Source organism: Pseudomonas sp. GM55 (assembly GCF_000282395.1).
GTDB lineage: Bacteria > Pseudomonadota > Gammaproteobacteria > Pseudomonadales > Pseudomonadaceae > Aquipseudomonas > Aquipseudomonas fluorescens_CC.
On the sequence record NZ_AKJJ01000001.1, the window covers coordinates 52,206 to 74,075 of the forward strand.

22 protein-coding genes, 1 other RNA gene and 1 pseudogene are annotated in these 21,870 nt (G+C 60.9%); 11 read left to right on the plus strand and 13 right to left on the minus strand.

Annotated elements, in window-relative coordinates; all coding sequences use genetic code 11:
* Positions 1-20 precede the first annotated feature (20 nt).
* The 3 genes from PMI31_RS00240 (at position 21) to PMI31_RS00250 (ending at position 1,785) form a co-directional block, all read left to right on the plus strand.
* Complete coding sequence (locus PMI31_RS00240; RefSeq protein ID WP_008015418.1) at positions 21-941, plus strand: SPFH domain-containing protein; 921 nt, start codon at positions 21-23, stop codon at positions 939-941.
* A gap of 8 nt (positions 942-949) precedes the next feature.
* Positions 950-1,399, plus strand: a complete 450-nt coding sequence (locus PMI31_RS00245; RefSeq protein ID WP_008015419.1) for an NfeD family protein — start codon at positions 950-952, stop codon at positions 1,397-1,399.
* A 68-nt stretch (positions 1,400-1,467) separates the two neighbouring features.
* Positions 1,468-1,785: a DUF2388 domain-containing protein gene (locus PMI31_RS00250; protein ID WP_008015420.1), complete on the plus strand. Its 318-nt coding sequence runs from the start codon at positions 1,468-1,470 to the stop codon at positions 1,783-1,785.
* Positions 1,786-1,991: 206 nt separating this feature from the next.
* Here PMI31_RS00250 and gcvP read toward each other — a convergent pair whose 3' ends face one another.
* Positions 1,992-4,865, minus strand: coding sequence for an aminomethyl-transferring glycine dehydrogenase (gcvP, locus tag PMI31_RS00255; protein WP_008015421.1), 2,874 nt, complete (start codon positions 4,863-4,865; stop codon positions 1,992-1,994).
* Positions 4,866-5,019: 154 nt separating this feature from the next.
* On the opposite strand from gcvP, the gene PMI31_RS00260 reads away from it, so the two are divergent.
* Positions 5,020-6,159 carry a DegT/DnrJ/EryC1/StrS family aminotransferase gene (locus PMI31_RS00260; RefSeq protein WP_043302076.1) on the plus strand — a complete coding sequence of 380 codons (1,140 nt, stop codon included), beginning with the start codon at positions 5,020-5,022 and terminating at the stop codon, positions 6,157-6,159.
* An 83-nt stretch (positions 6,160-6,242) separates the two neighbouring features.
* Here PMI31_RS00260 and gcvH read toward each other — a convergent pair whose 3' ends face one another.
* The 9 genes and pseudogenes from gcvH to PMI31_RS00300 all read right to left on the minus strand — a co-directional run bounded on the left by gcvH (position 6,243) and on the right by PMI31_RS00300 (position 15,471).
* Positions 6,243-6,626: a glycine cleavage system protein GcvH gene (gene gcvH / locus PMI31_RS00265; protein WP_008015423.1), complete on the minus strand. Its 384-nt coding sequence runs from the start codon at positions 6,624-6,626 to the stop codon at positions 6,243-6,245.
* 48 nt (positions 6,627-6,674) lie between these two features.
* On the minus strand, positions 6,675-7,757 hold the full coding sequence (gene gcvT / locus PMI31_RS00270) for a glycine cleavage system aminomethyltransferase GcvT (protein WP_008015424.1): 1,083 nt from the start codon (positions 7,755-7,757) through the stop codon (positions 6,675-6,677).
* 156 nt (positions 7,758-7,913) lie between these two features.
* Positions 7,914-9,530, minus strand: a complete 1,617-nt coding sequence (locus PMI31_RS00275; protein WP_008015425.1) for an ABC transporter permease — start codon at positions 9,528-9,530, stop codon at positions 7,914-7,916.
* A gap of 212 nt (positions 9,531-9,742) precedes the next feature.
* Positions 9,743-10,747: an extracellular solute-binding protein gene (locus PMI31_RS00280; protein WP_008015426.1), complete on the minus strand. Its 1,005-nt coding sequence runs from the start codon at positions 10,745-10,747 to the stop codon at positions 9,743-9,745.
* A 248-nt stretch (positions 10,748-10,995) separates the two neighbouring features.
* On the minus strand, positions 10,996-12,213 hold the full coding sequence (locus PMI31_RS00285; protein WP_177323541.1) for a 2-octaprenyl-3-methyl-6-methoxy-1,4-benzoquinol hydroxylase: 1,218 nt from the start codon (positions 12,211-12,213) through the stop codon (positions 10,996-10,998).
* A gap of 9 nt (positions 12,214-12,222) precedes the next feature.
* Positions 12,223-12,333, minus strand: a pseudogene (locus PMI31_RS31170) (tetrameric acyl-CoA thioesterase); the annotation flags it as partial.
* 38 nt (positions 12,334-12,371) lie between these two features.
* Positions 12,372-13,559 carry a 2-octaprenyl-6-methoxyphenyl hydroxylase gene (gene ubiH / locus PMI31_RS00290; RefSeq protein ID WP_008015428.1) on the minus strand — a complete coding sequence of 396 codons (1,188 nt, stop codon included), beginning with the start codon at positions 13,557-13,559 and terminating at the stop codon, positions 12,372-12,374.
* On the minus strand, positions 13,556-14,890 hold the full coding sequence (pepP, locus tag PMI31_RS00295; RefSeq protein WP_008015429.1) for a Xaa-Pro aminopeptidase: 1,335 nt from the start codon (positions 14,888-14,890) through the stop codon (positions 13,556-13,558). Before pepP ends, ubiH begins: the two co-directional genes overlap by 4 nt.
* A 26-nt stretch (positions 14,891-14,916) precedes the next feature.
* Positions 14,917-15,471, minus strand: coding sequence for a YecA/YgfB family protein (locus PMI31_RS00300; RefSeq protein WP_008015430.1), 555 nt, complete (start codon positions 15,469-15,471; stop codon positions 14,917-14,919).
* Between the two features lie 194 nt (positions 15,472-15,665).
* Here PMI31_RS00300 and PMI31_RS00305 point away from each other — a divergent pair, with 194 nt between their 5' ends.
* From PMI31_RS00305 to PMI31_RS00315, 4 genes are all read left to right on the plus strand, one after another.
* A complete protein-coding gene (locus PMI31_RS00305; RefSeq protein WP_007982902.1) occupies positions 15,666-15,875 on the plus strand; it encodes a TIGR02449 family protein in 210 nt (69 codons plus the stop codon).
* On the plus strand, positions 15,872-16,189 hold the full coding sequence (locus tag PMI31_RS00310; protein WP_008015432.1) for a cell division protein ZapA: 318 nt from the start codon (positions 15,872-15,874) through the stop codon (positions 16,187-16,189). The genes PMI31_RS00305 and PMI31_RS00310 overlap by 4 nt, the downstream gene beginning before the upstream one ends.
* 30 nt (positions 16,190-16,219) lie before the next feature.
* A non-coding RNA gene (gene ssrS, locus PMI31_RS29530) (6S RNA) lies at positions 16,220-16,398 on the plus strand.
* An 86-nt stretch (positions 16,399-16,484) separates the two neighbouring features.
* Entirely contained in the window at positions 16,485-17,090 is a 606-nt protein-coding gene (locus PMI31_RS00315; RefSeq protein WP_008015434.1) for a 5-formyltetrahydrofolate cyclo-ligase, read from the plus strand.
* Positions 17,091-17,125: 35 nt separating this feature from the next.
* On the opposite strand, the gene PMI31_RS31005 is transcribed toward PMI31_RS00315, so the two are convergent.
* Positions 17,126-17,281 carry a hypothetical protein gene (locus PMI31_RS31005; protein WP_007982896.1) on the minus strand — a complete coding sequence of 52 codons (156 nt, stop codon included), beginning with the start codon at positions 17,279-17,281 and terminating at the stop codon, positions 17,126-17,128.
* 195 nt (positions 17,282-17,476) lie between these two features.
* Between PMI31_RS31005 and PMI31_RS00320 the strand changes: the two genes are divergently transcribed.
* On the plus strand, positions 17,477-17,926 hold the full coding sequence (locus tag PMI31_RS00320) for an EVE domain-containing protein (protein WP_008015436.1): 450 nt from the start codon (positions 17,477-17,479) through the stop codon (positions 17,924-17,926).
* An 84-nt stretch (positions 17,927-18,010) separates the two neighbouring features.
* On the opposite strand, the gene PMI31_RS00325 is transcribed toward PMI31_RS00320, so the two are convergent.
* Positions 18,011-18,418, minus strand: a complete 408-nt coding sequence (locus tag PMI31_RS00325) for a flagellar basal body-associated protein FliL (RefSeq protein WP_008015438.1) — start codon at positions 18,416-18,418, stop codon at positions 18,011-18,013.
* Between the two features lie 150 nt (positions 18,419-18,568).
* Between PMI31_RS00325 and PMI31_RS00330 the strand changes: the two genes are divergently transcribed.
* Both PMI31_RS00330 and glpT read left to right on the plus strand, forming a co-directional pair.
* A complete protein-coding gene (locus PMI31_RS00330; protein ID WP_008015440.1) occupies positions 18,569-19,546 on the plus strand; it encodes an NADPH:quinone oxidoreductase family protein in 978 nt (325 codons plus the stop codon).
* A gap of 203 nt (positions 19,547-19,749) precedes the next feature.
* The gene (gene glpT, locus PMI31_RS00335) at positions 19,750-21,099 is read left to right on the plus strand and encodes a glycerol-3-phosphate transporter (RefSeq protein WP_008015443.1); all 1,350 of its coding nucleotides are present in this window, start codon (positions 19,750-19,752) and stop codon (positions 21,097-21,099) included.
* Here the strand turns inward: glpT and PMI31_RS00340 are convergent.
* Positions 21,075-21,743, minus strand: coding sequence for a gamma-glutamylcyclotransferase (locus PMI31_RS00340; RefSeq protein ID WP_008015444.1), 669 nt, complete (start codon positions 21,741-21,743; stop codon positions 21,075-21,077). The genes glpT and PMI31_RS00340 overlap by 25 nt on opposite strands.
* Between the last annotated feature and the right edge of the window lie 127 nt (positions 21,744-21,870).

Sequence of the window (21,870 nt, forward strand, 5' to 3'; positions counted from 1 at the left end):
CACATCAACAAGGAATCGTTATGCAGACCGGTAGTGTGCTTTTGCTTTTTGTCGGCCTGGTGGTCGCCATTCTGTTCATGGGTTTCAAGGTCGTGCCCCAGGGCTTTGAATGGACTGTCGAGCGTTTCGGGCGCTACACCAACACGCTCAAGCCGGGGCTGAACATCATCATTCCGGTCATGGACCGCATCGGACGCAAGATGAACGTGATGGAAAGCGTGCTGGATATTCCGCCACAGGAAGTCATCACCGCCGACAACGCCACGGTGCAGATCGACGCCGTGTGTTTCTTCCAGGTGGTCAACTCGGCCCAGGCCGCCTACGAGGTCAACAACCTCGAGCACGCCATCCGCAACCTGCTGCAAACCAACATCCGTACGGTGCTCGGCTCGATGGAACTCGACGCCATGCTCAGCCAGCGTGACGCCATTAACGAAAAGCTGCTGCGCACCGTCGATGAAGCGACCGCACCTTGGGGTATCAAGATCACCCGGATCGAAATCAAGGACATCAGCCCGCCCGCCGACCTGATGGCGGCAATGTCGGGGCAGATGAAAGCCGAACGGATCAAGCGTGCGCAGATTCTGGAAGCCGAAGGCCTGCGTGCCGCAGCGATCCTGACCGCCGAAGGCAAGAAGCAAGCACAGATCCTCGAAGCCGAAGGCAGCCGTCAAGCCGCCTTCCTGGAGGCCGAAGCCCGCGAGCGACAAGCCCAGGCAGAAGCCCAGGCCACCAAAGTGGTGTCCGAGGCCATCGCCAGCGGCAACGTGCAAGCGGTCAATTACTTCGTGGCGCAGAAGTACATCGATGCGCTGGGCAAGTTGTCTTCGGCCAACAACAGCAAAGTGATCCTGATGCCGCTGGAGGCCAGTTCGATGATCGGTGCGGTGGGCGGCATTGGCGAAATCGTCAAGGCCACTTTCGATAACAAGAAAGCCTGAGGCGCACCATGTGGGCATTTTTGCAGCACCTTTCGTTCTGGGACTGGTTGGCGCTGGGCACGGTGCTGTTGATTCTTGAAGTGTTCGGCGCTGGCGGCTACCTGTTGTGGATCGGCATGGCGGCGCCAGCCGTGGGCGTCTTGACCTTCCTCCTGCCGGGCCTGTCCTGGGAATGGCAGTTCCTGTTGTTCGGCCTGCTGTCGATCGCCACCGCGTTGTACTGGTGGCGGCGTCAGCGCACTGCAAGCCGCCCGAGCGATCAGCCGCACCTGAATCTGCGCGGCCAGGAACTGATCGGCAAAACCTTCGTAGTGCATGAAGCGATCGTCGACGGCCGCGGAAAAATCAAGGTGGCCGACGGCGTGTGGATGGCCCGCGGGCCGGACACGGCCATTGGCAGCCGAGTGCGGGTGGTCGGCCAGCAAGGCGCAGTCCTGCTGGTCGAAGCGGCGGAATAGGTGGCTATGGAACTCGATTGGGGGTTGGCAATCCAAGGGCGTAGTTAACCCAGTGGAGTCACCCTTTCATGCGTTTCAAACTTGCTGTCGCTACCGTCGCCCTGTTGTCTTTGCCTGTCGGTTCGGCGATGGCCGATACTTTTTGGCGTAACGTTCTTACATCCGGCGCAACCACCGGTTCGAGCTATCTGACGTCCAGGGATAACAAGCTGATCGTCGCGGCACAGGACGACGCCAGCAGCTTCGTCGCCAGCGACGGCGGCATCCGCGGTCCGTACTTGGAAGCGGCCATGCAGAAAGTCCGCGCCGACAACCCGGGCCTGCAAGCCACGGACATGGAACTGGCGAACGCGATCCTGGCGAAGAATGCCGTGGCTTCGGAATAAGCGTTACGGATGAAAAATGCCGCTCAATTGAGCGGCATTTTTTTGCCCTGCGTACACCTGTCCCAGGTTCACTGATACCCCCTGTAGGAGCGAGCTCGCTCGCGATGGACTCAAGAACGCTGCGTTTAGTCAGTAAACACACGGCATCGTTAACGACCATCGCGAGCGAGCTCGCTCCTACAGGGGGTTATGTGTTGCCTGGGAGATCAGCGGTAATCGTCCACCGGCACACACGCACAAAACAGGTTCCGGTCCCCGTACACGTTGTCCACCCGGTTCACCACCGGCCAGTATTTGTGAGCCTTGGTGTGCTCGTCCGGCGTGACCGCTTGCTCGATGCTGTATGGCCGCTCCCACACTCCGGTGATATCGGCCAATGTGTGCGGCGCACCTTTCAACGGGTTTTCTTCAGCCGGCCAGTTGCCATTTTGCACCTCGTTGATTTCCGCCCGGATGCTCAGCATTGCTCCGATAAACCGGTCCAGCTCCGCCTTCGATTCACTTTCGGTCGGTTCGACCATCAGCGTCCCTGGCACCGGAAATGACATGGTCGGGGCATGGAAGCCGTAATCCATCAGGCGCTTGGCGACGTCCTCTTCGGTGATACCGGTCAATGCCTTGAGCGGTCGCAGGTCAAGGATGCATTCGTGAGCCACTCGTTCGTTGCGCCCGGTGTACAGCACCGGGAACGCGCCCGACAAATGCCGCGCCAGGTAATTCGCGGCCAGGATCGCCACTTCGCTGGCATCCGCCAGTTGCGGCCCCATCATGGCGATGTACATCCAGCTGATCGGCAGAATGCTTGCGCTGCCCCAGGGCGCTGCGCTGACGGCACCATTTTGCGGGTGCGGCCCGTCGATCGGCACCACAGGATGATTGGCCACGAACGGTGCCAGATGCGCCCGGACGCCAATCGGCCCCATGCCCGGCCCACCGCCACCATGGGGAATACAGAAGGTCTTGTGCAGGTTCATGTGCGAGACGTCGGCGCCAATGTCGGCCGGCCGCGCCAGCCCGACCTGCGCGTTGAGGTTGGCGCCATCCATGTACACCTGACCGCCATGCTGGTGGATCACTTCACAGATTTCGCTGATACCTTCCTCATACACGCCATGGGTCGAAGGATAGGTCGCCATCAGGCAGGCGAGTTTGTCGGCGGCCTGCTCGGCTTTTTCCTTGAGGTCATCCAGGTCGACGTTGCCTGCGTCGTCACACTCGACGATCACCACGCGCATCCCGGCCATTTGCGCCGACGCGGGATTGGTGCCGTGGGCCGAGGAAGGAATCAGGCAAATATCGCGGCCGCCCTGATGACGGCTCTCATGGTACTTGCGGATCGCCAGCAGCCCGGCGTATTCGCCCTGGGCACCGGAGTTGGGCTGCATGCAGATTGCATCGAAACCGGTGATTGCGCACAACCAGCGCTCCAGTTCTTCGATCATCAGCCCATACCCGGCGGCCTGCTCTTTCGGCACGAACGGATGCAGGTTGGCGAACTGGGGCCAGGTGATCGGGATCATCTCGCTGGTGGCGTTGAGCTTCATGGTGCAGGAGCCCAGCGGGATCATCGATTGATTGAGCGCCAGGTCCTTGTTTTCCAGTTGCTTGAGGTAACGCAACATCTCGGTTTCGCTGTGATGGGCGCTGAACACGGGGTGGCGCAGATAAGGCGAAGTTCGCGCCAACCCGTCGGGAATTCCGCCAGGCAAGACTTCGGCATCCAGGTCCTCGATGCTGAGTCCGTGATCGGCCCCCAGAAACACGTCGAACAGCTTCGCCACGGTGCCTTCATCGCAGGTCTCGTCGAGGCTCAAGCCCAGTTGGCCGCGACCGAGAATGCGCAGGTTGATCTGCGCGGCCCGGGCACTTTCGATGATGGCGGTCTGGGTTCCGCCCACCTCCAGCGTCAGGGTGTCGAAGAAGTGCCGGTTGACCCGGGTGATACCGTTGCGCTCGAGCCCGGCGGCAAGGATGCAGGTCAGCCGATGAACCCGCTGGGCAATCCGCTTGAGCCCTTCCGGGCCATGGTAGACCGCATAGAAACTGGCGATATTGGCCAGCAGCACCTGGGCCGTACAGATGTTGGAGTTGGCTTTCTCCCGGCGGATATGTTGCTCGCGGGTTTGCAGGGCCATACGCAGGGCGGTGTTGCCCCGCGCATCTTTCGAAACACCGATGATCCGCCCGGGAATCGCTCGCTTGTATTCATCCCGGCTGGCAAAAAATGCCGCATGGGGCCCGCCGTAGCCCATGGGCACGCCAAATCGCTGGGACGAGCCGAACACCACATCGGCGCCCAGTTCACCCGGCGGGGTCAGCAACAACAGGCTCAGCAAATCCGTAGCGACACAGGCCAGGGCCTGTTGCGCGTGCAGGTGATCAATCAGCGGCCGCAGGTCGTGGATCTCGCCGTGGGTGTCAGGGTATTGCAGCAGGGCGCCGAACACCTGGTGCTGCTTCAAGTTATCCACAGTGTCGATGACCAGCTCGAAGCCGAAACCTTCAGCGCGGGTCTGCACCACGGAAATGGTTTGCGGGTGGCAGTGCTCGTCGACAAAGAACAGGTTGCTTTTGGACTTGGCGACCCGCTTGGCCAGGGCCATGGCTTCCGCCGCGGCAGTGGCCTCATCAAGCAACGAGGCATTGGCCAGCTCAAGACCGGTCAGGTCGATGGTCAGTTGCTGGAAGTTCAGCAGTGCTTCGAGCCGCCCTTGGGCGATTTCCGGCTGATAGGGTGTGTACGCGGTGTACCAGCCGGGATTTTCCAGCACGTTACGCAGAATGACGGCCGGTGTGAGGGTGCCGTGATAGCCCATGCCAATCAGGCTGGTCCAGACCTGGTTCTGCTCGGCATAACCGCGAAGTTTGGCCAGCGCGGCTTCCTCATCGAGTGCCGGGGGCAGGTCCAGCGCCCGGTTGAGGCGGATGCCCGGCGGCACGGTTTGCTCGATCAACTCGACCCGGCTGCCCAGGCCGAGGCTGTCGAGCATCGCCTGTTGCTCGACAGCATCGGGTCCGAGGTGGCGGCGCAGAAAGGCATTGGGGTCGTGTAATTGGCTCAGGGACGGCAACTGGGACATGACGGGCTCTCTCTTGACTGGCGCTCAGCGTCGATGCAACACGGTCAAACCAGCATAGCAGTCGATATCCGCGTCGATGACGTAGCGCGGCGATCCAATCCGGATCATCATGTGCGGCGCCTACCTAATGTCCGCTGATCGGGTGACTGTATTCATGAGCCAACTGCCGTTCCTGCCGTTTTCCAAACCCACCATCGATGAAACCACGATTGCCGCCGTCGGCGACGTATTGCGCTCGGGCTGGATCACCAGCGGCCCCAAGGTCCAGGCCTTCGAAGCGCAACTTTCGGAGTATTTTGGCGGGCGCCCGGTGCGCACCTTCAATTCCGGCACCTGCACCATGGAAATCGCTTTGCGTATTGCCGGGGTCGGGCCGGGCGATGAAGTGATCACCACGCCGATTTCCTGGGTCGCCACTGCCAACGTCATCCTGGAAGTCGGCGCCACCCCGGTGTTTGCCGACATCGACCCGGTGACCCGCAATATCGATCTGGATCAACTGGAAGCGGCGATTACCCCCCGCACCAAAGCCATCATCCCGGTGTATCTCGCCGGGTTGCCCGTGGACATGTCGCGGTTGTACGCCCTGGCGAAAAAGCACGGCCTGCGGATCGTCGAAGATGCGGCCCAGGCATTGGGCTCCAGCTGGAACGGCCAGCGCATTGGCTCGACCGGTGATTTCGTGTCCTTCAGTTTCCAGGCGAACAAAAACGTCACCTCCTCCGAGGGCGGTTGCCTGGTGTTGAATACAGCCGAAGAAGTACGCCTGGCAGAGAAATACCGGCTGCAGGGTGTTACCCGCAACGGCTTCGATGGCCTGGACGTCGATGTGCTGGGTGGCAAGTTCAACATGACCGATGTTGCGGCGGCCATTGGTCTGGGCCAGTTCGCCCATATCGACGCAATCACTGCTCATCGCCGTGACCTGGCCCGGCACTATTTCGCCTGCTTTGGTGAGGATTTCGAAGCGCAGTACGGGGCGCAACTGCCACCGGCGGACTTCACCCAGAGCAATTGGCATTTGTTCCAGCTGGTACTACCGGAGCGTACGGATGGCAAACCGGCGCGGGCGACTTTCATGGAGCAGATGCAGGCGTTGGGTGTCGGGATCGGCTATCACTACCCACCGATTCACCTGTTGAGCCTTTACCGCGAGCGCGGATTCAAGGAAGGCATGTTCCCGGTCGCCGAGCGGGTCGGTCGGCTGATTGTCTCGTTGCCGATGTTCACGGCGATGAGCAAAGCGGATGTCGAGCGTTCGGTGGCAGCCGTGAAAGCGGTACTGAAACCTTGACCCCCCCTGTAGGAGCCGGCTTGCCGGCGATGGCGATTTCGAAGACGCCATCGCCAGCAAGCTGGCTCCTGCAGGTGCGAGCATTACTCGCCGATGGCAGCCTTGTAGCCGGCGGCATCCAGCAGTTTTTCCAGGTCTGCAGCGTTGCTTGGCTTGATCTTGAAGATCCACGCGCCGTACGGGTCGCTGTTGAGCAGTTCCGGCGAAGCGCTCAGTTCTTCGTTGACCGCGATCACTTCACCGGCAATCGGGGAGTAGATATCGGAAGCGGCTTTAACCGACTCAACCACACCGGACTGGTCACCGGCGGCAAAGACATTACCGACTTCAGTCAGCTCGACGAACACCACATCACCCAGCGCTTCCTGCGCGTGATCGCTGATGCCCACGGTGACGGTGCCATCGGCTTCCAGACGTGCCCATTCGTGACTTTCGGCAAAACGCAGGTCGGCAGGGATATCGCTCATGTTCTGTGTCCTCAGGAAATGGTCGGCGGTCATGCCCGCCAGAAAAGGTTAGATCAAGGTTTTGCCGTGGCGTACAAAGGTCGGTTTGACCACCCGGACCGGGTACCACTTGCCACGAATTTCCACTTCAGCGCGGTCGGCAGTTGCCATCGGCACGCGCGCCAGTGCAATCGACTTGCTAAGCGTAGGAGAGAAACTACCACTGGTGATCTCCCCTTCGCCAACATCGGCGATGCGGACCACCTGATGAGCGCGCAAAACACCGCGCTCCTCAAGGACCAGACCGACCAGTTTTTGCTGTACGCCGGCAGCCTTCTCGGCTTCCAGCGCCTTGCGCCCGATGAACTGCCGGGTGGCAGGTTCCCAGGCGATGGTCCAGGCCATATTGGAGGCCAAAGGTGAAATGTCCTGCTGGATGTCCTGACCGTAAAGGTTCATGCCGGCTTCGACCCGCAAGGTATCCCGTGCGCCAAGGCCGATGGGAGAAATCCCGGCGCCAACCAGATCGTTGAAAAATCCAGGCGTCTGATCGGCGGGCAGAATGATTTCCAGGCCGTCTTCGCCGGTATAACCGGTGCGCGCGATGAACCAGTCACCATCGGACAGGCCTTCGAAGGGCTTGAGGAGCTGGATCAGGTTGCCGCGGGACTGGCTGACCAGCTCGGCAATTTTTTGCCGGGCGTGGGGGCCCTGAATGGCCAGCATCGCCAACTCGGAACGTTCGCGAAGTTGCACGTCGAAACCGTCGAGATGCGCTTGCATCCAGGCCATGTCCTGATCGCGGGTGGAGGCGTTGACCACCAGGCGATACCCCTCATCGAGACGATAGACGATCATGTCGTCGACGATACCGCCCTGCTCGTTGAGCATGGTGCTGTACAACGCACGGCCGGGGCTGTGCAGGCGTTCGACATCATTGGCCAGCAAATGCTGAAGCCAGGCTTTGGCCTGGGTGCCGCCGACATCGATTACGGTCATGTGGGATACATCGAAAACACCGCAATCGCGGCGCACCTGATGGTGTTCCTCGACCTGCGATCCATAATGCAGTGGCATGTCCCAACCGCCAAAATCGACCATCTTCGCGCCGAATGCGAGATGAAGGTCATACAGAGGCGTACGCTGTCCCATGGGTTTCTCCTTCCGGGCGTGGCGAAGGCGCGGGCAAGTGCTGCACGGACTGAATGCCTTGAAATAAAGGGCCTTCAGCCGACTTCAGCTACCTGGTCTGTCAGACGGACCGCACCGAATGCCGCGCATTGTAGCCGCAAGGTGTAGGACTGGCACCTAGCTGTTTCGATGTGCTGAGCGCCGGATCAATCCGATGACCGGTAACAGCCCGACCAGCACCAACGTCAACGCTGGCAAAGATGCCCTCGCCCATTCTCCTTCGCTGGTCATTTCAAAGATCCGCACCGCCAGCGTGTCCCAGCCAAACGGGCGCATCAGCAGGGTCGCGGGCATTTCCTTGAGCACGTCGACGAACACCAGCAGCCCAGCGCTCAAGGTGCCGGGCAACAACAACGGTAGATACACTTTGAAAAACAGTCGCGGTCCACTGACGCCAAGGCTACGTGCCGCTTCGGGCAAAGATGGCCGTATACGCGCCAGGCTGCTTTCCAGTGGCCCGTAGGCCACCGCAATGAAGCGCACCAGGTAGGCCAGCAACAACGCTGACAGACTGCCTAGCAGCAGTGGCTTGCCCGCGCCACCGAGCCAGCTCGAGAGCGGGATCACCAGCTCGCGATCGAGGTAACTGAACGCCAGCATGATCGACACCGCCAGCACCGAACCTGGCAATGCGTAACCCAGATTGGCCAGACTGACTCCGGAACGAATGACCCGGGTGGGCGCCAGCCGTCTGGCAAACGCCAGTAACAGGGCGACGCTGACGGTGATCAACGCCGCCATCGCCCCCAGGTACAAGGTATGGACGATCAGCCCGGCGTAGCGTTCGTCGAGATCCAAGCGCCCACGCTGCCAGAACCACACCATCAGTTGCAGCATTGGAATGACAAAGGCGCAGGCAAATACCAGCCCGCACCAGGTCATGGCTGCCAGCGCCTTGAAGCCTCGCAGGTGATACAGCGCCTTGACCCGTGGTCGCTCGTTGCTCGCCCGGTTGGCCCCGCGAGCACGCCGTTCGCCGTACAGCACCAGCATCACCACCAGCAGCAACAGGCTGGCCAGTTGCGCGGCAGAAGACAGGCTGAAAAAACCGTACCAGGTCTTGTAGATGGCCGTGGTGAAGGTATCGAAGTTGAACACCGACACTGCGCCGAAATCCGCCAGGGTTTCCATCAGCGCCAATGCCACGCCCGCACCGATGGCCGGCCGCGCCATGGGCAATGCCACCCGCCAGAACGCGTGCCAGGGCGATTGGCCAAGGACCCGCGCGGCTTCCATCAGGCCTTTGCCCTGGGCGAGGAAAGCCGTGCGGGCCAGCAGATATACATAGGGATAGAAAACCAGCACCAGCACCACAATCACACCGCCCGTGGAGCGCACGCGCGGCAGCCGCAGACCACTACCGAACCACTCGCGCAGCAGGGTTTGCACGGGCCCGGCGAAATCCAGCAGGCCGACAAACACAAACGCAAGCACATAGGCTGGAATCGCAAAGGGCAGCATCAATGCCCAGTCCAGCCAGCGTCTGCCGGGGAATTCACAGAGGCTGGTCAGCCAGGCGAGGCTGACGCCCAGCAAGGTGACACCCGCACCGACACCGAGCACCAGCGTCAGCGTGTTGCCCAGCAGGCGCGGCATCTGCGTGTCCCACAGGTGGGACCAGATTTGAACGTCAATGGTTTGCCAGGAAAGCAGCAGGACGCTCAGGGGCAACAGGACCAGCGCAGCAATGGCGAAGACGACTGGATACCAGCGGCGTTGGGCGGGGTGGGCCAAGGAAAGACTCTCTTACGGATGAAGTAGACGTGGCGCCTGAAAAGTACCGAGGGTGCGCATGTTTTGTAAGAGCTGGCTTGCCAGCGAAGACGGCCGAAAGGTCGATGCAATGCTCGATAACGCCTTCGCCGGCAAGCCGGCTCCTACAGGATCAACATGGGGGCGAACAAACAAAACGCCCCGCATAGGCGGGGCGCAGCATAACGGCTGACTCAGTTCCAGCCAGCCTTGTCCATCATGCGAATCGCTTCGGCCTGACGCTTGCCCGCCACTTCCACCGGCAAGGTATCGGCAATGAACTTGCCCCAGGCCGCCACTTCTTCGGATGGATGAACGGCAGGGTTCGCCGGGAACTCCTGGTTCACGTCGGCAAAGATTTTCTGCGCTTCAGGCGTAGTCATCCACTCCACCAGGGCCTTGGCCGCTTCCGGGTGCGGCGCGTGTTGTGTCAGGCCGATACCCGACAGGTTCACGTGTACGCCACGATCAGCCTGGTTCGGCCAGAACAGCTTCACCGGCAGGTCTGGCTTCTGCTTGTGCAGGCGGCCGTAGTAGTAGGTGTTGACGATACCGACGTCGCACTGGCCGGCATTGATCGCTTCCAGCACGGCGGTGTCGTCGGAGAACACGTCAGTGGACAGGTTCTTGACCCAGCCCTTAAGGATTTCCTCGGTCTTCCCGGCACCGTGCACTTCGATCATGGTCGCGGTCAGGGACTGGTTGTAGACCTTCTTCGCCGTGCGCAGGCACAGGCGGCCTTCCCATTGCTTGTCGGCCAGCGCTTCGTAGGTGGTCAATTCACCCGGCTTCACCCGATCAGTGGAGTAGGCGATGGTCCGCGCTCGCAGGCTCAGGCCGGTCCAGGCATGGGAGGCTGCCCGGTATTGCAGCGGAATGTTGGCGTCGATGGTCTTCGAGGTGAACGGCTGGAGGATGCCCATCTGCTCGGCTTGCCAGAGGTTGCCGGCATCGACGGTGAGCAGCAGGTCGGCTGGCGTATTCGCGCCCTCGGCCTTGAGCCGCTGCATCAAGGGCGCCTCCTTGTCGGTGATGAACTTCACCTTCACACCGGTCTTGGCGGTGTAGGCATCGAATACCGGCTTGATCAGCTCGTCGATTCGCGAGGAGTAGACCACCACCTCGTCAGCGGCCTGGGCGGCGGTGCTACCGATCAGGGTCAAGGCCAGTGCAGTCAGTAGACGCTTCGATGCCAACATGGGAGCGGTCCCTCGATTGAGAAATGAGACCAAATGATAAGGACTCACATTTAGCTTCTCAATCGAACCCGCTTGCGGAGGAGTTACCAGATGTTGCGCCGCTTGGAATTTGTGGTGCCTGTGCTGACGTCTTCGCGGGCAAGCCCGCTCCCACAGGGATCTTCAGTGTTCACCCAAAATGCATTAACACCGAAGCTACTGTGGGAGCGGGCTTGCCCGCGAAGAGGCCAGTAGACTCAGCGCAAACCTCAGGGCTTGGCCAACGCCGGCAAATCCCCGGTCAACCCCAGCGCTTCACGCACGAACAAGGCCTTGGCTTCCGGCATTTTCTCAACCATTTTCAACCCGGTATTACGCAACCAGCGCACCGGCAACGGATCGGCCTGGAACAGGCGCTCGAAGCCTTCCATCGCCGCCATCAGCGCCAGGTTGTGCGGCATGCGCCGACGTTCGTAACGGCTGAGGACTTTCACATCCGCCAGGCGTTCGCCACGGGTTGCCGCCTGCAGCAACACTTCGGCCAGCACGGCGGCATCGAGGAATCCGAGATTCACCCCCTGCCCGGCCAACGGGTGAATGGTGTGGGCCGCGTCGCCGATCAACGCCAGGCCTTCAGCCACGTAACGCTTGGCATGCCGCTGGCGCAGGGGCACGCACAGGCGCGGGTCGGCGCTCAGTACATCGCCGAGCCGGCCTTCAAAGGCTCGCTCCAGCGCCTTGCAGAAGCCTTGTTCATCCATCGCCATCAGACGTTCGGCTTCGCCGGGCGTGGTCGACCAGACGATCGAACACCAATCCTGTTGGCCGTCCCGCTCAAGGGGTAGAAACGCCAACGGGCCGGTGTCGGTGAAGCGCTGCCAGGCCGTCATTTGATGCGGTTTGGCGCAACGCACGCTGGTGACGATGGCATGGTGCAGATAATCCCATTCGCGGGTCGCAACCCCGGTCAGGCGCCGCACAGCCGAGTTGGCACCATCCGCGGCGATCACCAGCGGTGCACGCAAGGTGCGGCCACCGGCCAGGGTCAGCAGCCAGTCATCGCCGGAGCGGCGCATCTGTTCCAGCCGTGCATTGGCCAGCAACCCCAGGTCGCAGTCGTGCAGGCGGTCAAGCAAGGCATCCTGGACCACGCGGTTCTCGACGATATGCCCCAACACCTCGGCATGTACGCTGGCCGCCGAGAAGTGGATTTGCCCGGTGCCGCTGCCATCCCAGACCTGCATGTCGGTGTAGGGGCTGCTGCGCCGCCCGGTAATGCCATCCCAGACGCCAAGGCGTTCGAGAATCCGCTGGCTGGCGGTCGACAAGGCGCTCACCCGCGGTTCAAACGCGGCCTGAGTGTTGAAGGGTTTGACACTCATGGGGCTGCCGTCCAGCAGCAGGACTTCCAGCCCGCTGTTCTGCAACGCCAGCGCCAGTGCGCTGCCGACCATTCCGGCCCCGACAATCAGCAGATCTGCACGCATTTCCATGCTTTAAGCCTGTCTCTCTAGCGGCTTGAGCCGCATGTAAAGGGTTTTCCCGACCCGCGCCACCAGGTGGCCGGCGCCGTCATGAATCTCGACCTGCAATTGCGCCAGGTATTTTTATCAGTCGTGCCTTGTCAAAACGGCGGATCAACCAGTCATGCATCTGGACGGGTACCCAGCCCCATCGCCTGTCGGGCAAACCAGCGTTTGGCCGGTGGCAGCAGATCGAGGCCGAGCAAGCCGATGTTGCGCCCCAGGGACACCAGCGGCTGGGTGCTGCCGAACAGGCGTGTGACCTGATCAGAGAAGCCCACGGTGAGGTCCTGATCGAGTCGCTGGCGTTCGCGATAGGCTTGCAACGTGGCGAAGTCGCCCAATGGTTTTTCGCCGGCGAGCAAGGCATCGGCCAGGGCCTGGGCATCGCGCAGGGACAGGTTGAACCCCTGGCCGGCAATCGGATGCAGGCTGTGCGCCGCGTTGCCGAGCACCGCCAGATGCGGACGCACCTGTTCTTCGGCCTCGACCAGTGTCAGCGGATACAGATGCCGCGCACCGACCTGCTTCAATGTGCCAAGGCGATAACCGAACACACCCTGCAACTCGCTGAGGAAGCTGCGCTCATCAAGGGCTGCCAGGCGTTGCGCGTCCATGCCCAGGCGGGTCCAGACCAGTGCACAGCGGTTTTCCGGCAGCGGCAGCAATGCCATCGGGCCTTCGTCGGTGAAACGCTCGAAGGCCATGCCGTTGTGAGCTTCACTCGGGGTGATGTTGGCGATCAGCGCGCTCTGGTTGTACGGACGCTTGCGGATGCCGATCCCCAATTGTTCACGCAGGCCGGAGCGGCCACCATCGGCGAGCACCGCGAGGTCGCATTCCAGGGTGGTTTCATCGTTGAGGGTCAGGCGGTAGCCGTCGGTCAGCGGCTCCATGCGGGTGACCTCCGCCGGACAACGCCAACTGATCACATCCTTGTCCAAGCCTTGCCACAGGCATTGGCCGAGCCAGGCGTTTTCAACGACATACCCCAGCGCCGGAACGCCCTCTTCCATCGCCGACAACCGGGCGGTGGAGAAACGCCCACGGTCGGACACATGAATCTGCTTGATCGGTTCGGCGCGGCGGGTGACTTCCTGCCAGATGCCCAACCGTTGATAGATTTGCCGCGAGCCAAAGGACAACGCCGAAGAACGGGCGTCGTAACTCGGTTGATACGTGTCGCCAGGAGCGAACGGCTCGATCAGCACGATCTTCCAGCCCCGGGCCTTGGCGCCGGCCTGCAGTGCAAGTGCCAGGCTTGCACCGACCAGCCCGCCACCGATAATTGCCAGGTTGACTCGACTCATGCCGCTTGTGTCCGTGCGGCGGCCATCAGGGCCTCGATCTCGGTGACGGTTTTCGGCACGCCGCCCGTCAATATTTCACAGCCGGTTTTGGTGACCACTACGTCGTCCTCTATACGCACGCCGATGCCGCGCCATTTCTTCGCCACGCTCTGGTTGTCCGGGGCGATATAGATCCCCGGCTCCACGGTCAGCGCCATGCCGACCTCCAGCACACGCCACTCGCCGCCGACCTTGTATTCGCCGACATCATGCACATCCATGCCCAGCCAATGGCCGGCGCGGTGCATGTAGAACGCCTTGTAGGCTTCACTGGCGATCAGTTCGTCGACGTCGCCCTGCAGCAACCCCAGCTTGACCAGCCCGGCCGTGATGACCCGGACCGTGGCCTCGTGCGCCTGGTTCCAGTGTTTGTTCGGGGCGATTTCGGCAAAGGCGGCCTCCTGGGAGGCCAGCACCAATTCGTAAATCGCTTTCTGTTCCGCTGAATACTTGCCACTGACCGGAAAGGTCCGGGTGATGTCGCTGGCGTAACAGTCGATCTCGCAACCGGCATCGATCAGCACCAGATCACCGTCCTTGAGCAGCGCGTCATTCTGCTGGTAATGCAGGATGCAGCTGTTGCGCCCCGCCGCGACGATCGACCCGTAGGCCGGCATCTTCGCCCCGCCCTTGCGGAATTCGTAATCGAGCTCGGCTTCCAGGCTGAATTCGTGCAACCCGGCGCGACAGGCCTGCATTGCCCGCACGTGCGCCTGGGCGGAAATCCGCGCCGCCTCACGCATCACTTTCACTTCCGCTGCCGATTTATACAGGCGCATGTCGTGCAGCAGGTGATCCAGGGCAACGAATTCATTCGGCGGCTGGGCACCGAGGTTGGCCTTGGAACGGATCACGTTGATCCACTCCATCAGGTGGCGGTCGAATTCGGGATTGCTGCCCATGGCCGAGTACACCCGGTCACGGCCTTCGATCAGGCCCGGCAGGATGTCGTCGATATCCGTGATCGGGAAGGCGTCGTCGGCGCCGAAATCGCGAATCGCGCCTTCCTGCCCGGCGCGCAGGCCATCCCACAGCTCGCGCTCGGCGTTGCGCTCACGGCAGAACAGGATGTATTCGCCATGCACACGCCCCGGCATCAACACCAGTACGGCCTGGGGCTCGGGAAAACCGCTGAGGTACTGGAAGTCGCTGTCCTGGCGGTAAACGTGCTCGACGTCGCGGTTACGAATGGCCACCGCGGCGGCGGGCAGGATGGCGATGCTGTTGGGTTCCATCTGCGCCATCAGGGCCTTGCGGCGACGGCTGTATTCCGATTTCGGGATGTGGATCATGGGCAGATGGCGTTCCCTGGCTTTGATTAGTGCAGCGACGGTTTGGCGGCTGGCACGTCTTTTTTGGTCTCGGAGAACAGCAGCAAAGGCGCGACGCGCAGGTACTCCATGACTTCCATATAGTCGGTTTCGCCGTCTTCGGACTCTTCCAGGGCGTCTTGCACCTGGGAAATGGCCGCCAGATCCTGCAGCACTTCGGTGGCCTCGGTGCTCAGGGTGCTGCTGTCACGACAGTTCAGGCCGAAACCGCTGAGGAAACCCTGGCACCACTGGCCCAGTGCGGCGGCACGCTCGGTGAGCGGAGCTTCGTCGGTCGGCAGCAGCAGCACGACGGTCACATCATCGCCGGTGAGCTCGCCCTTGACCATTTCCTGCAGGCCGATCAGGGCGCTGCGAACGTTGTCCTGCGGCTCGTTTTCGAGCAGTTCGGCGGCGTCGATCAGCCAGCCTTCGGCATCGAAACCGGCACCGGCGCAACTGCGGCCGAGCAGCAGGCCATGCAATTCGGCAGGCGAGACATTATGACCGCTGGAAGTCAGCAGGGTGGCGAAGGCTTGGTACGGGGAATTCTGAATGGTCATGGGCAGCTAGGCGCCAGACGGCGCTATGTCTAGAATGAAGGCCTTGTATCCTACATCGACTACCCCTGTAGGAGCGAGCTTGCTCGCGTTGGTCGCCAACGATAACGCTGGCCCCCTGACACCCAGCGGCGCTCTCGGGTTCATCGCGAGCATGCTCACTCCTACAGTCCGGCACCCATCAGACAGTGAAGACAATGGAAGACACCGACCTGCAAGCGCTGATGGCCAGACTCGAACTGCTGATTACCCGAGTCGAGCAACTTAAGAGTCAAAACGGACTCTTACTAGCTCAGGAAAAGACCTGGCGCGAGGAACGCGCACACCTCATTGAAAAAAACGAAATCGCTCGGCGTAAGGTCGAATCGATGATTTCGCGCCTCAAGGCCCTGGAGCAAGACTCATGAGTTCAAGCAATAGCGTCACCGTGCAGATCCTCGACAAAGAGTATTCGATCATCTGCCCTCAGGAAGAGCGCAGCAACCTGATCAGCGCCGCCCGCTATCTGGACGGCAAGATGCGCGAAATCCGCAGCAGCGGCAAAGTCATCGGCGCCGACCGTATCGCCGTGATGGCCGCGCTGAACATCACCCACGATCTGCTGCACAAGGAAGATCGCCCGGATGTACAGGTCAGCGGATCGACCCGTGAACAGGTGCGCGACCTGCTCGATCGCGTCGATCTGGCGCTCGCCACCGATCCGGACGTCACCAAAGGCTGATTCGCGCGACGGCTTGAGGTATACTCGAATCACTCCCTGGGGTGCTTGCCAGTTGGCGATGTCCCTGAGCCGATTTGCTATACCCTGGAGGTTGCACGTTGGGCTGGTGTGCATGTCCGCTAGACGGAAAGCCTTAAAGCCTACTGCATCTTCCACCTTGAACTTTCGGGTTCAAGGGCTAAGTCGACAGCGACACATTCGGGGAGCCTGATTCCAGTCCGATGCCGGTTTAAATACCGGCATCGGCGTTTTTACGGGTACGCTTTGCGTATCCGTCCTGCCGAAGCCCGAATCCATGACCGAACCTGCGCTGCTTCCCCGTCCGCAACTTCGACGCATGCTGCGTAACGCCCGCCGCGCACTGACACCGAGCCAGCAGCGCCAGGCCGCTCGCGGGTTGTACAAGCAATTGGCCCAGCAACCGCTGTTTCGCCGCGCCAGACACATCTCGCTCTATCTTCCGACCGACGGTGAAATTGATCCGCGCCTGTTGCTGCGTGCCGCACAGCGCCGGGGCAAGGCCACCTACCTGCCGGTGCTGAGTGCCTGGCCGCGAACCAAAATGGTGTTCCAGCGCATCCGGCCCGGGGAGAAACTCAAACCCAACCGCTTTCGCATTCTCGAACCACGGGCCAACCTCGCCCGGCAGCGCAGGATCTGGGCGCTGGACCTGGTGTTGTTGCCATTGGTGGGTTTTGACGATGTCGGCGGACGCCTGGGAATGGGCGGCGGTTTCTACGACCGGAGCCTGGCCTACCTGGCGCGCCGACAAGACTGGCGCAAGCCTACGCTGTTGGGGCTTGCCCATGAATGTCAGAAGGTCGAACGATTGGCTCAGGCGAGCTGGGATGTGCCGTTGCAAGGAACGGTGACGGACAAGGCCTGGTATTACGCAGGCTAGGCACCACTACGATCAGTGGTGCCACGGCAACTGGATCAGCGCTTGAAGGCTGTCGACTGTTGCTGCAATTGGGCGAGCTCGACCGGTGCATCGGTCTTGTTGGCCCACAGGCTTTGGGCATAGCCAGTGGTCACGACGCCAAGGCCAAACAAAATGACCAAAATCCATAGTAAATCCGGTTTGCGTTTCATCGATTGCCCCCCAAAGGCATATCAACACGATGACAGCAGCGGTTTCCGTTTGCAGGCCGTGCAGCAGCGTCAAGCTTGAAAGGCCGGCATTTTGCGACAACGTGAACCGCTGCGCAAATGCTGACGTCAACCGACTGTCGGTTTGTCATAAAATCGCCGACAAGCTGCTCAATCACCACGCAAGGAGCAAAAGACATGGCCTATTGGCTGATGAAATCCGAGCCCGACGAACTCTCGATCAAAGGGCTGGAAAAGCTCGGCAAAGCGCGCTGGGACGGGGTTCGCAACTATCAGGCACGCAATTTCCTGCGGGCCATGGCGGTAGGAGACGAGTTCTTTTTCTATCATTCCAGCTGCCCTGAACCGGGCATCGCCGGAATCGGCAGGATTGTCGAAGCCGCCTATCCGGACCCGACGGCACTGGAGCCGGAGAGCCATTATTTCGACCCGAAGGCCACCCCGGAGAAAAACGCCTGGAGTGCGATCGATGTCGTGCATGTCGAGACGTTTGCCCGAGTGCTGAAGCTGGACTATCTGAAGCAACAGACGGCGCTGGCCGAGTTGCCGCTGGTGCAGAAAGGTTCGCGGCTTTCGGTGATGCCGGTAACGGCGCAGCAGTGGGCGGCGGTGATTGCACTGCGTTGAGATGCTTCTGTAAGAGCCGGCTTGCCGGCGATGGCGGTCTTGAGGGCGCTATCGCTGGCAAGCCAGCTCCTACAAGATCCAGCATTACTGGATGATCAGGTTGTTGAACAACAGATCCTCAACCACCGGTTTCCCGGTTTCATCATTCATGATCTGCTGGGTCTGTTTCAGGGCCTCCTGACGCAGCTTTTCCTTGGCCTCGACGTTGTTCATCGTCTCGGTGGTCTGCTGGGCGAACAGCGCGACCAATTGATTGCGGATCAAAGGTTCATTGGCCTTCACTGCTTTGGCAGCATCGTCACCGGTCACCCGCAACGCCACGTCGGCCTTGTAGACCTTCAGTTTCGGCGTACCGTCCAGCCCGTAGTTACCCACGAACGGCGGGCTCAGGGTGATGTAACTGACCTTCGGAGCTGCATCTTCTTTGGCTTCTTCGGCCACCGCTGCCACAGGCAGAGACAGGGCCAGCAACAACATGATCCACGCTTTCACAATTCGCTCCTAATCCGGTTTGCGGCCTAGCATAACGACCCGTCGCACAAGCACAAGCTTATGGCTGACTATCAGGGCCGGGCATGCTCGTTGACCCATCGACCCACACACCTACACTTATCGGCCATCACTCCCAAAGGAATAGCCCTGATGAAAGCCGTGCTGTGCAAAGCCTTCGGCCCTGCCGAATCGCTGGTGCTGGAAGACGTCGCCAGTCCTGTCGCGAAGAAGAATGAAGTCCTGCTGGAAGTGCACGCCGCCGGGGTCAATTTCCCCGACACGTTGATCATTGAGGGCAAATACCAGTTCAAGCCGCCCTTCCCGTTCTCTCCGGGTGGCGAAGCGTCAGGCGTGGTCAGCGCCGTGGGTGAAAAAGTCAGCCACTTGAAAGTCGGTGACCGGGTCATGGCGCTGACCGGCTGGGGCAGCTTTGCCGAACAGGTCGCCGTGCCGGGCTACAACGTGTTGCCGATCCCGCCGTCCATGGACTTCAACACTGCCGCCGCCTTCAGCATGACTTACGGCACCTCGATGCACGCCCTCAAGCAGCGCGGCAACCTGCAACCGGGCGAAACCCTGCTGGTGCTGGGTGCCTCCGGCGGTGTCGGCCTGGCCGCGGTGGAGATCGGCAAGGCCATGGGCGCCCGGGTGATTGCCGCGGCCAGCAGTGCGGAAAAACTCGCCGTGGCCAAGGCCGCCGGCGCCGATGAACTGATCAACTACAGCGAAACCAGCCTCAAGGACGAAATCAAGCGCCTGACCGATGGCCAGGGTGCCGACGTGATCTACGACCCGGTGGGCGGCGACCTGTTCGACCAGGCCATCCGCGCCATCGCCTGGAACGGCCGCCTGCTGGTGGTCGGCTTCGCCAGCGGACGCATTCCCGAACTGCCGGTGAACCTCGCGCTGCTCAAGGGTGCAGCAGTGCTCGGGGTGTTCTGGGGCTCCTTCGCCCAGCGCCAGCCGCAGGATAATGCGGCGAACTTCCAGCAATTGTTCGGCTGGTTTGCCGAAGGCAAATTGAAGCCGCTGGTGTCGCAGGTCTATCCGCTGGGCAATGCGGCGCAAGCGATCAACGATCTTGGCCAGCGCAAGGCCGTCGGCAAGGTTGTTGTGCAGGTTCGCTGATTTTTTTCTAGTCAGGTCGCAGCCCTGCGACCTGGCTCCGTCATCCCCATACCAACCCTCATTTATAACTGAGCGACATGTTCATAAAGGAACATGCAATCTCCAACATTTCCGCTGTTTGCCAATGAGAACGGGTGCTATTTTCGGTAACGAAACTGTAATATTCGCATCCGCAGTCAAAACAAGAAATCTGGAGCTCTTGAATGTTTGCTTTCTTTCGTCCTGCCGCACATCAGGCTCCATTGCCTGAAGAAAAAATAGACAGCACCTACCGACGTCTGCGCTGGCAGATCTTCGCCGGTATCTTCTTTGGCTATGCGGGTTACTACCTGCTGCGCAAGAACTTCTCCCTGGCCATGCCGTACCTGATCGATGAGGGCTACTCCCGTGGTCAGCTGGGTCTGGCGATGTCCGCCATTGCGATTGCCTACGGCCTGTCGAAGTTTCTGATGGGCCTGGTGTCCGACCGCTCCAACCCGCGCTTCTTCCTGCCGTTCGGCCTGCTGGTTTCGGCCGGGGTGATGTTCATTTTCGGTTTCGCGCCTTGGGCGACGTCCAGCGTGACCATGATGTTCATTCTGCTGTTCATCAACGGTTGGGCGCAGGGCATGGGTTGGCCTCCGAGTGGCCGGACCATGGTGCACTGGTGGTCGCAGAAGGAACGTGGCGGCGTGGTGTCCGTGTGGAACGTGGCGCACAACGTCGGCGGCGGCCTGATCGGCCCGTTGTTCCTGATCGGCATGGGCCTGTTCAATGACTGGCACGCTGCGTTCTACGTGCCGGCAGCAGTGGCGCTGGCGGTAGCGGTGTTTGCCTTTGTGACCATGCGCGACACCCCGCAATCGGTTGGCCTGCCGCCGATCGAGCAGTACAAGAACGACTACCCGGAAGGCTACGACGCCAGCCACGAAGAGGAATTCAGCGCCAAGGAAATCTTCGTCAAATATGTGCTACGCAACAAAATGCTCTGGTACATCGCCTTGGCCAACGTATTTGTCTATCTGTTGCGCTACGGCGTGCTGGACTGGGCGCCGACCTACCTCAAGGAAGCCAAGGGTTTCACCGTAGACAAAACTTCGTGGGCGTATTTCTTCTACGAGTGGGCAGGTATCCCGGGCACGCTGCTGTGCGGCTGGATGTCGGACAAGATCTTCCGTGGCAACCGCGGCCTGACCGGCATGGTGTTCATGGCGCTGGTGACTGTGGCGACGCTGGTTTACTGGCTCAACCCGGCCGGCAATCCGATGGTCGACATGATTGCATTGCTTTCCATTGGCTTCCTGATCTACGGCCCGGTCATGCTGATCGGCCTGCAGGCGCTGGAACTGGCACCGAAGAAAGCTGCGGGTACGGCGGCGGGCTTTACCGGTCTGTTCGGTTACCTGGGCGGCTCGGTCGCGGCCAGTGCAGCGATGGGCTACACCGTTGACCATTTCGGTTGGGACGGCGGCTTCGTGCTGCTGGTCGGCGCCTGCCTGCTGGCAATGGCCTTCCTGGCCCCGACGCTAGGGCACAAACAAATCGCCAGTCAGGGCCGCGAAGCGCTCGCTTGATCGGCCTTTGATTTACAGCGCTTGAGCCGCGCCTCCAGATTCCGGTCTGGCATGGCGTGGCTGCGCAGGGCATGGGCGGTTTGCTCGACATAATCGCGAGTGGTGCCGTAGCGCCCGCAAGCGTTTTCGAACACATGGCTCAGCACATGATCCGGCAAGTTACCGGCATAGCTGGGCAGGTGTCGCTCCAGCACAAAACCCAAGGCCTGTACCTGGCTGCCATTTTCGAGACGGCAGTTAAGCCAGTGCGGGCGGTAGGACGGAAATGGCATCTCGCGCTGCCAAAGTGCGTACAGCGACGCTTCGAGTTGCTCTTCGGGCAAGCGATAGGCGAAACCGCTGCAAGAACCGCCGCGATCCAGGCCAAACACCAGGCCTGGCATTTCCGGCGTGCCGCGATGTTCGTGGGACCACAGGTACAAACCGCGGTGGTAGCCATGCACCCGGCCACGAACCCGTTCAACCGCCGTGCATTCTGGCCGCCAGATCAGCGACCCGTAGGCAAACAGCCAAACCGCCCCCCCCTTATGGCGGGCCATGGTCGATTGCATCGAGCTGAGCAATTGTTCGTGAGTGAGCTGCGGCCCCAGATCGAGCCGCGGAGGGTAAGCCAGATTCAAAAAAGCAGATTCGATGGCGCTCATGGCAACAGTTGTTCGGCCCCGCAAGCATTACAAAATGTAAGCACTATTAATGTAATAGAACATATAGCAGTAAAGGTAAAACGAAAAGTGATAAAGGACGTTTGCCTGACTGTTTATATACCCTAAG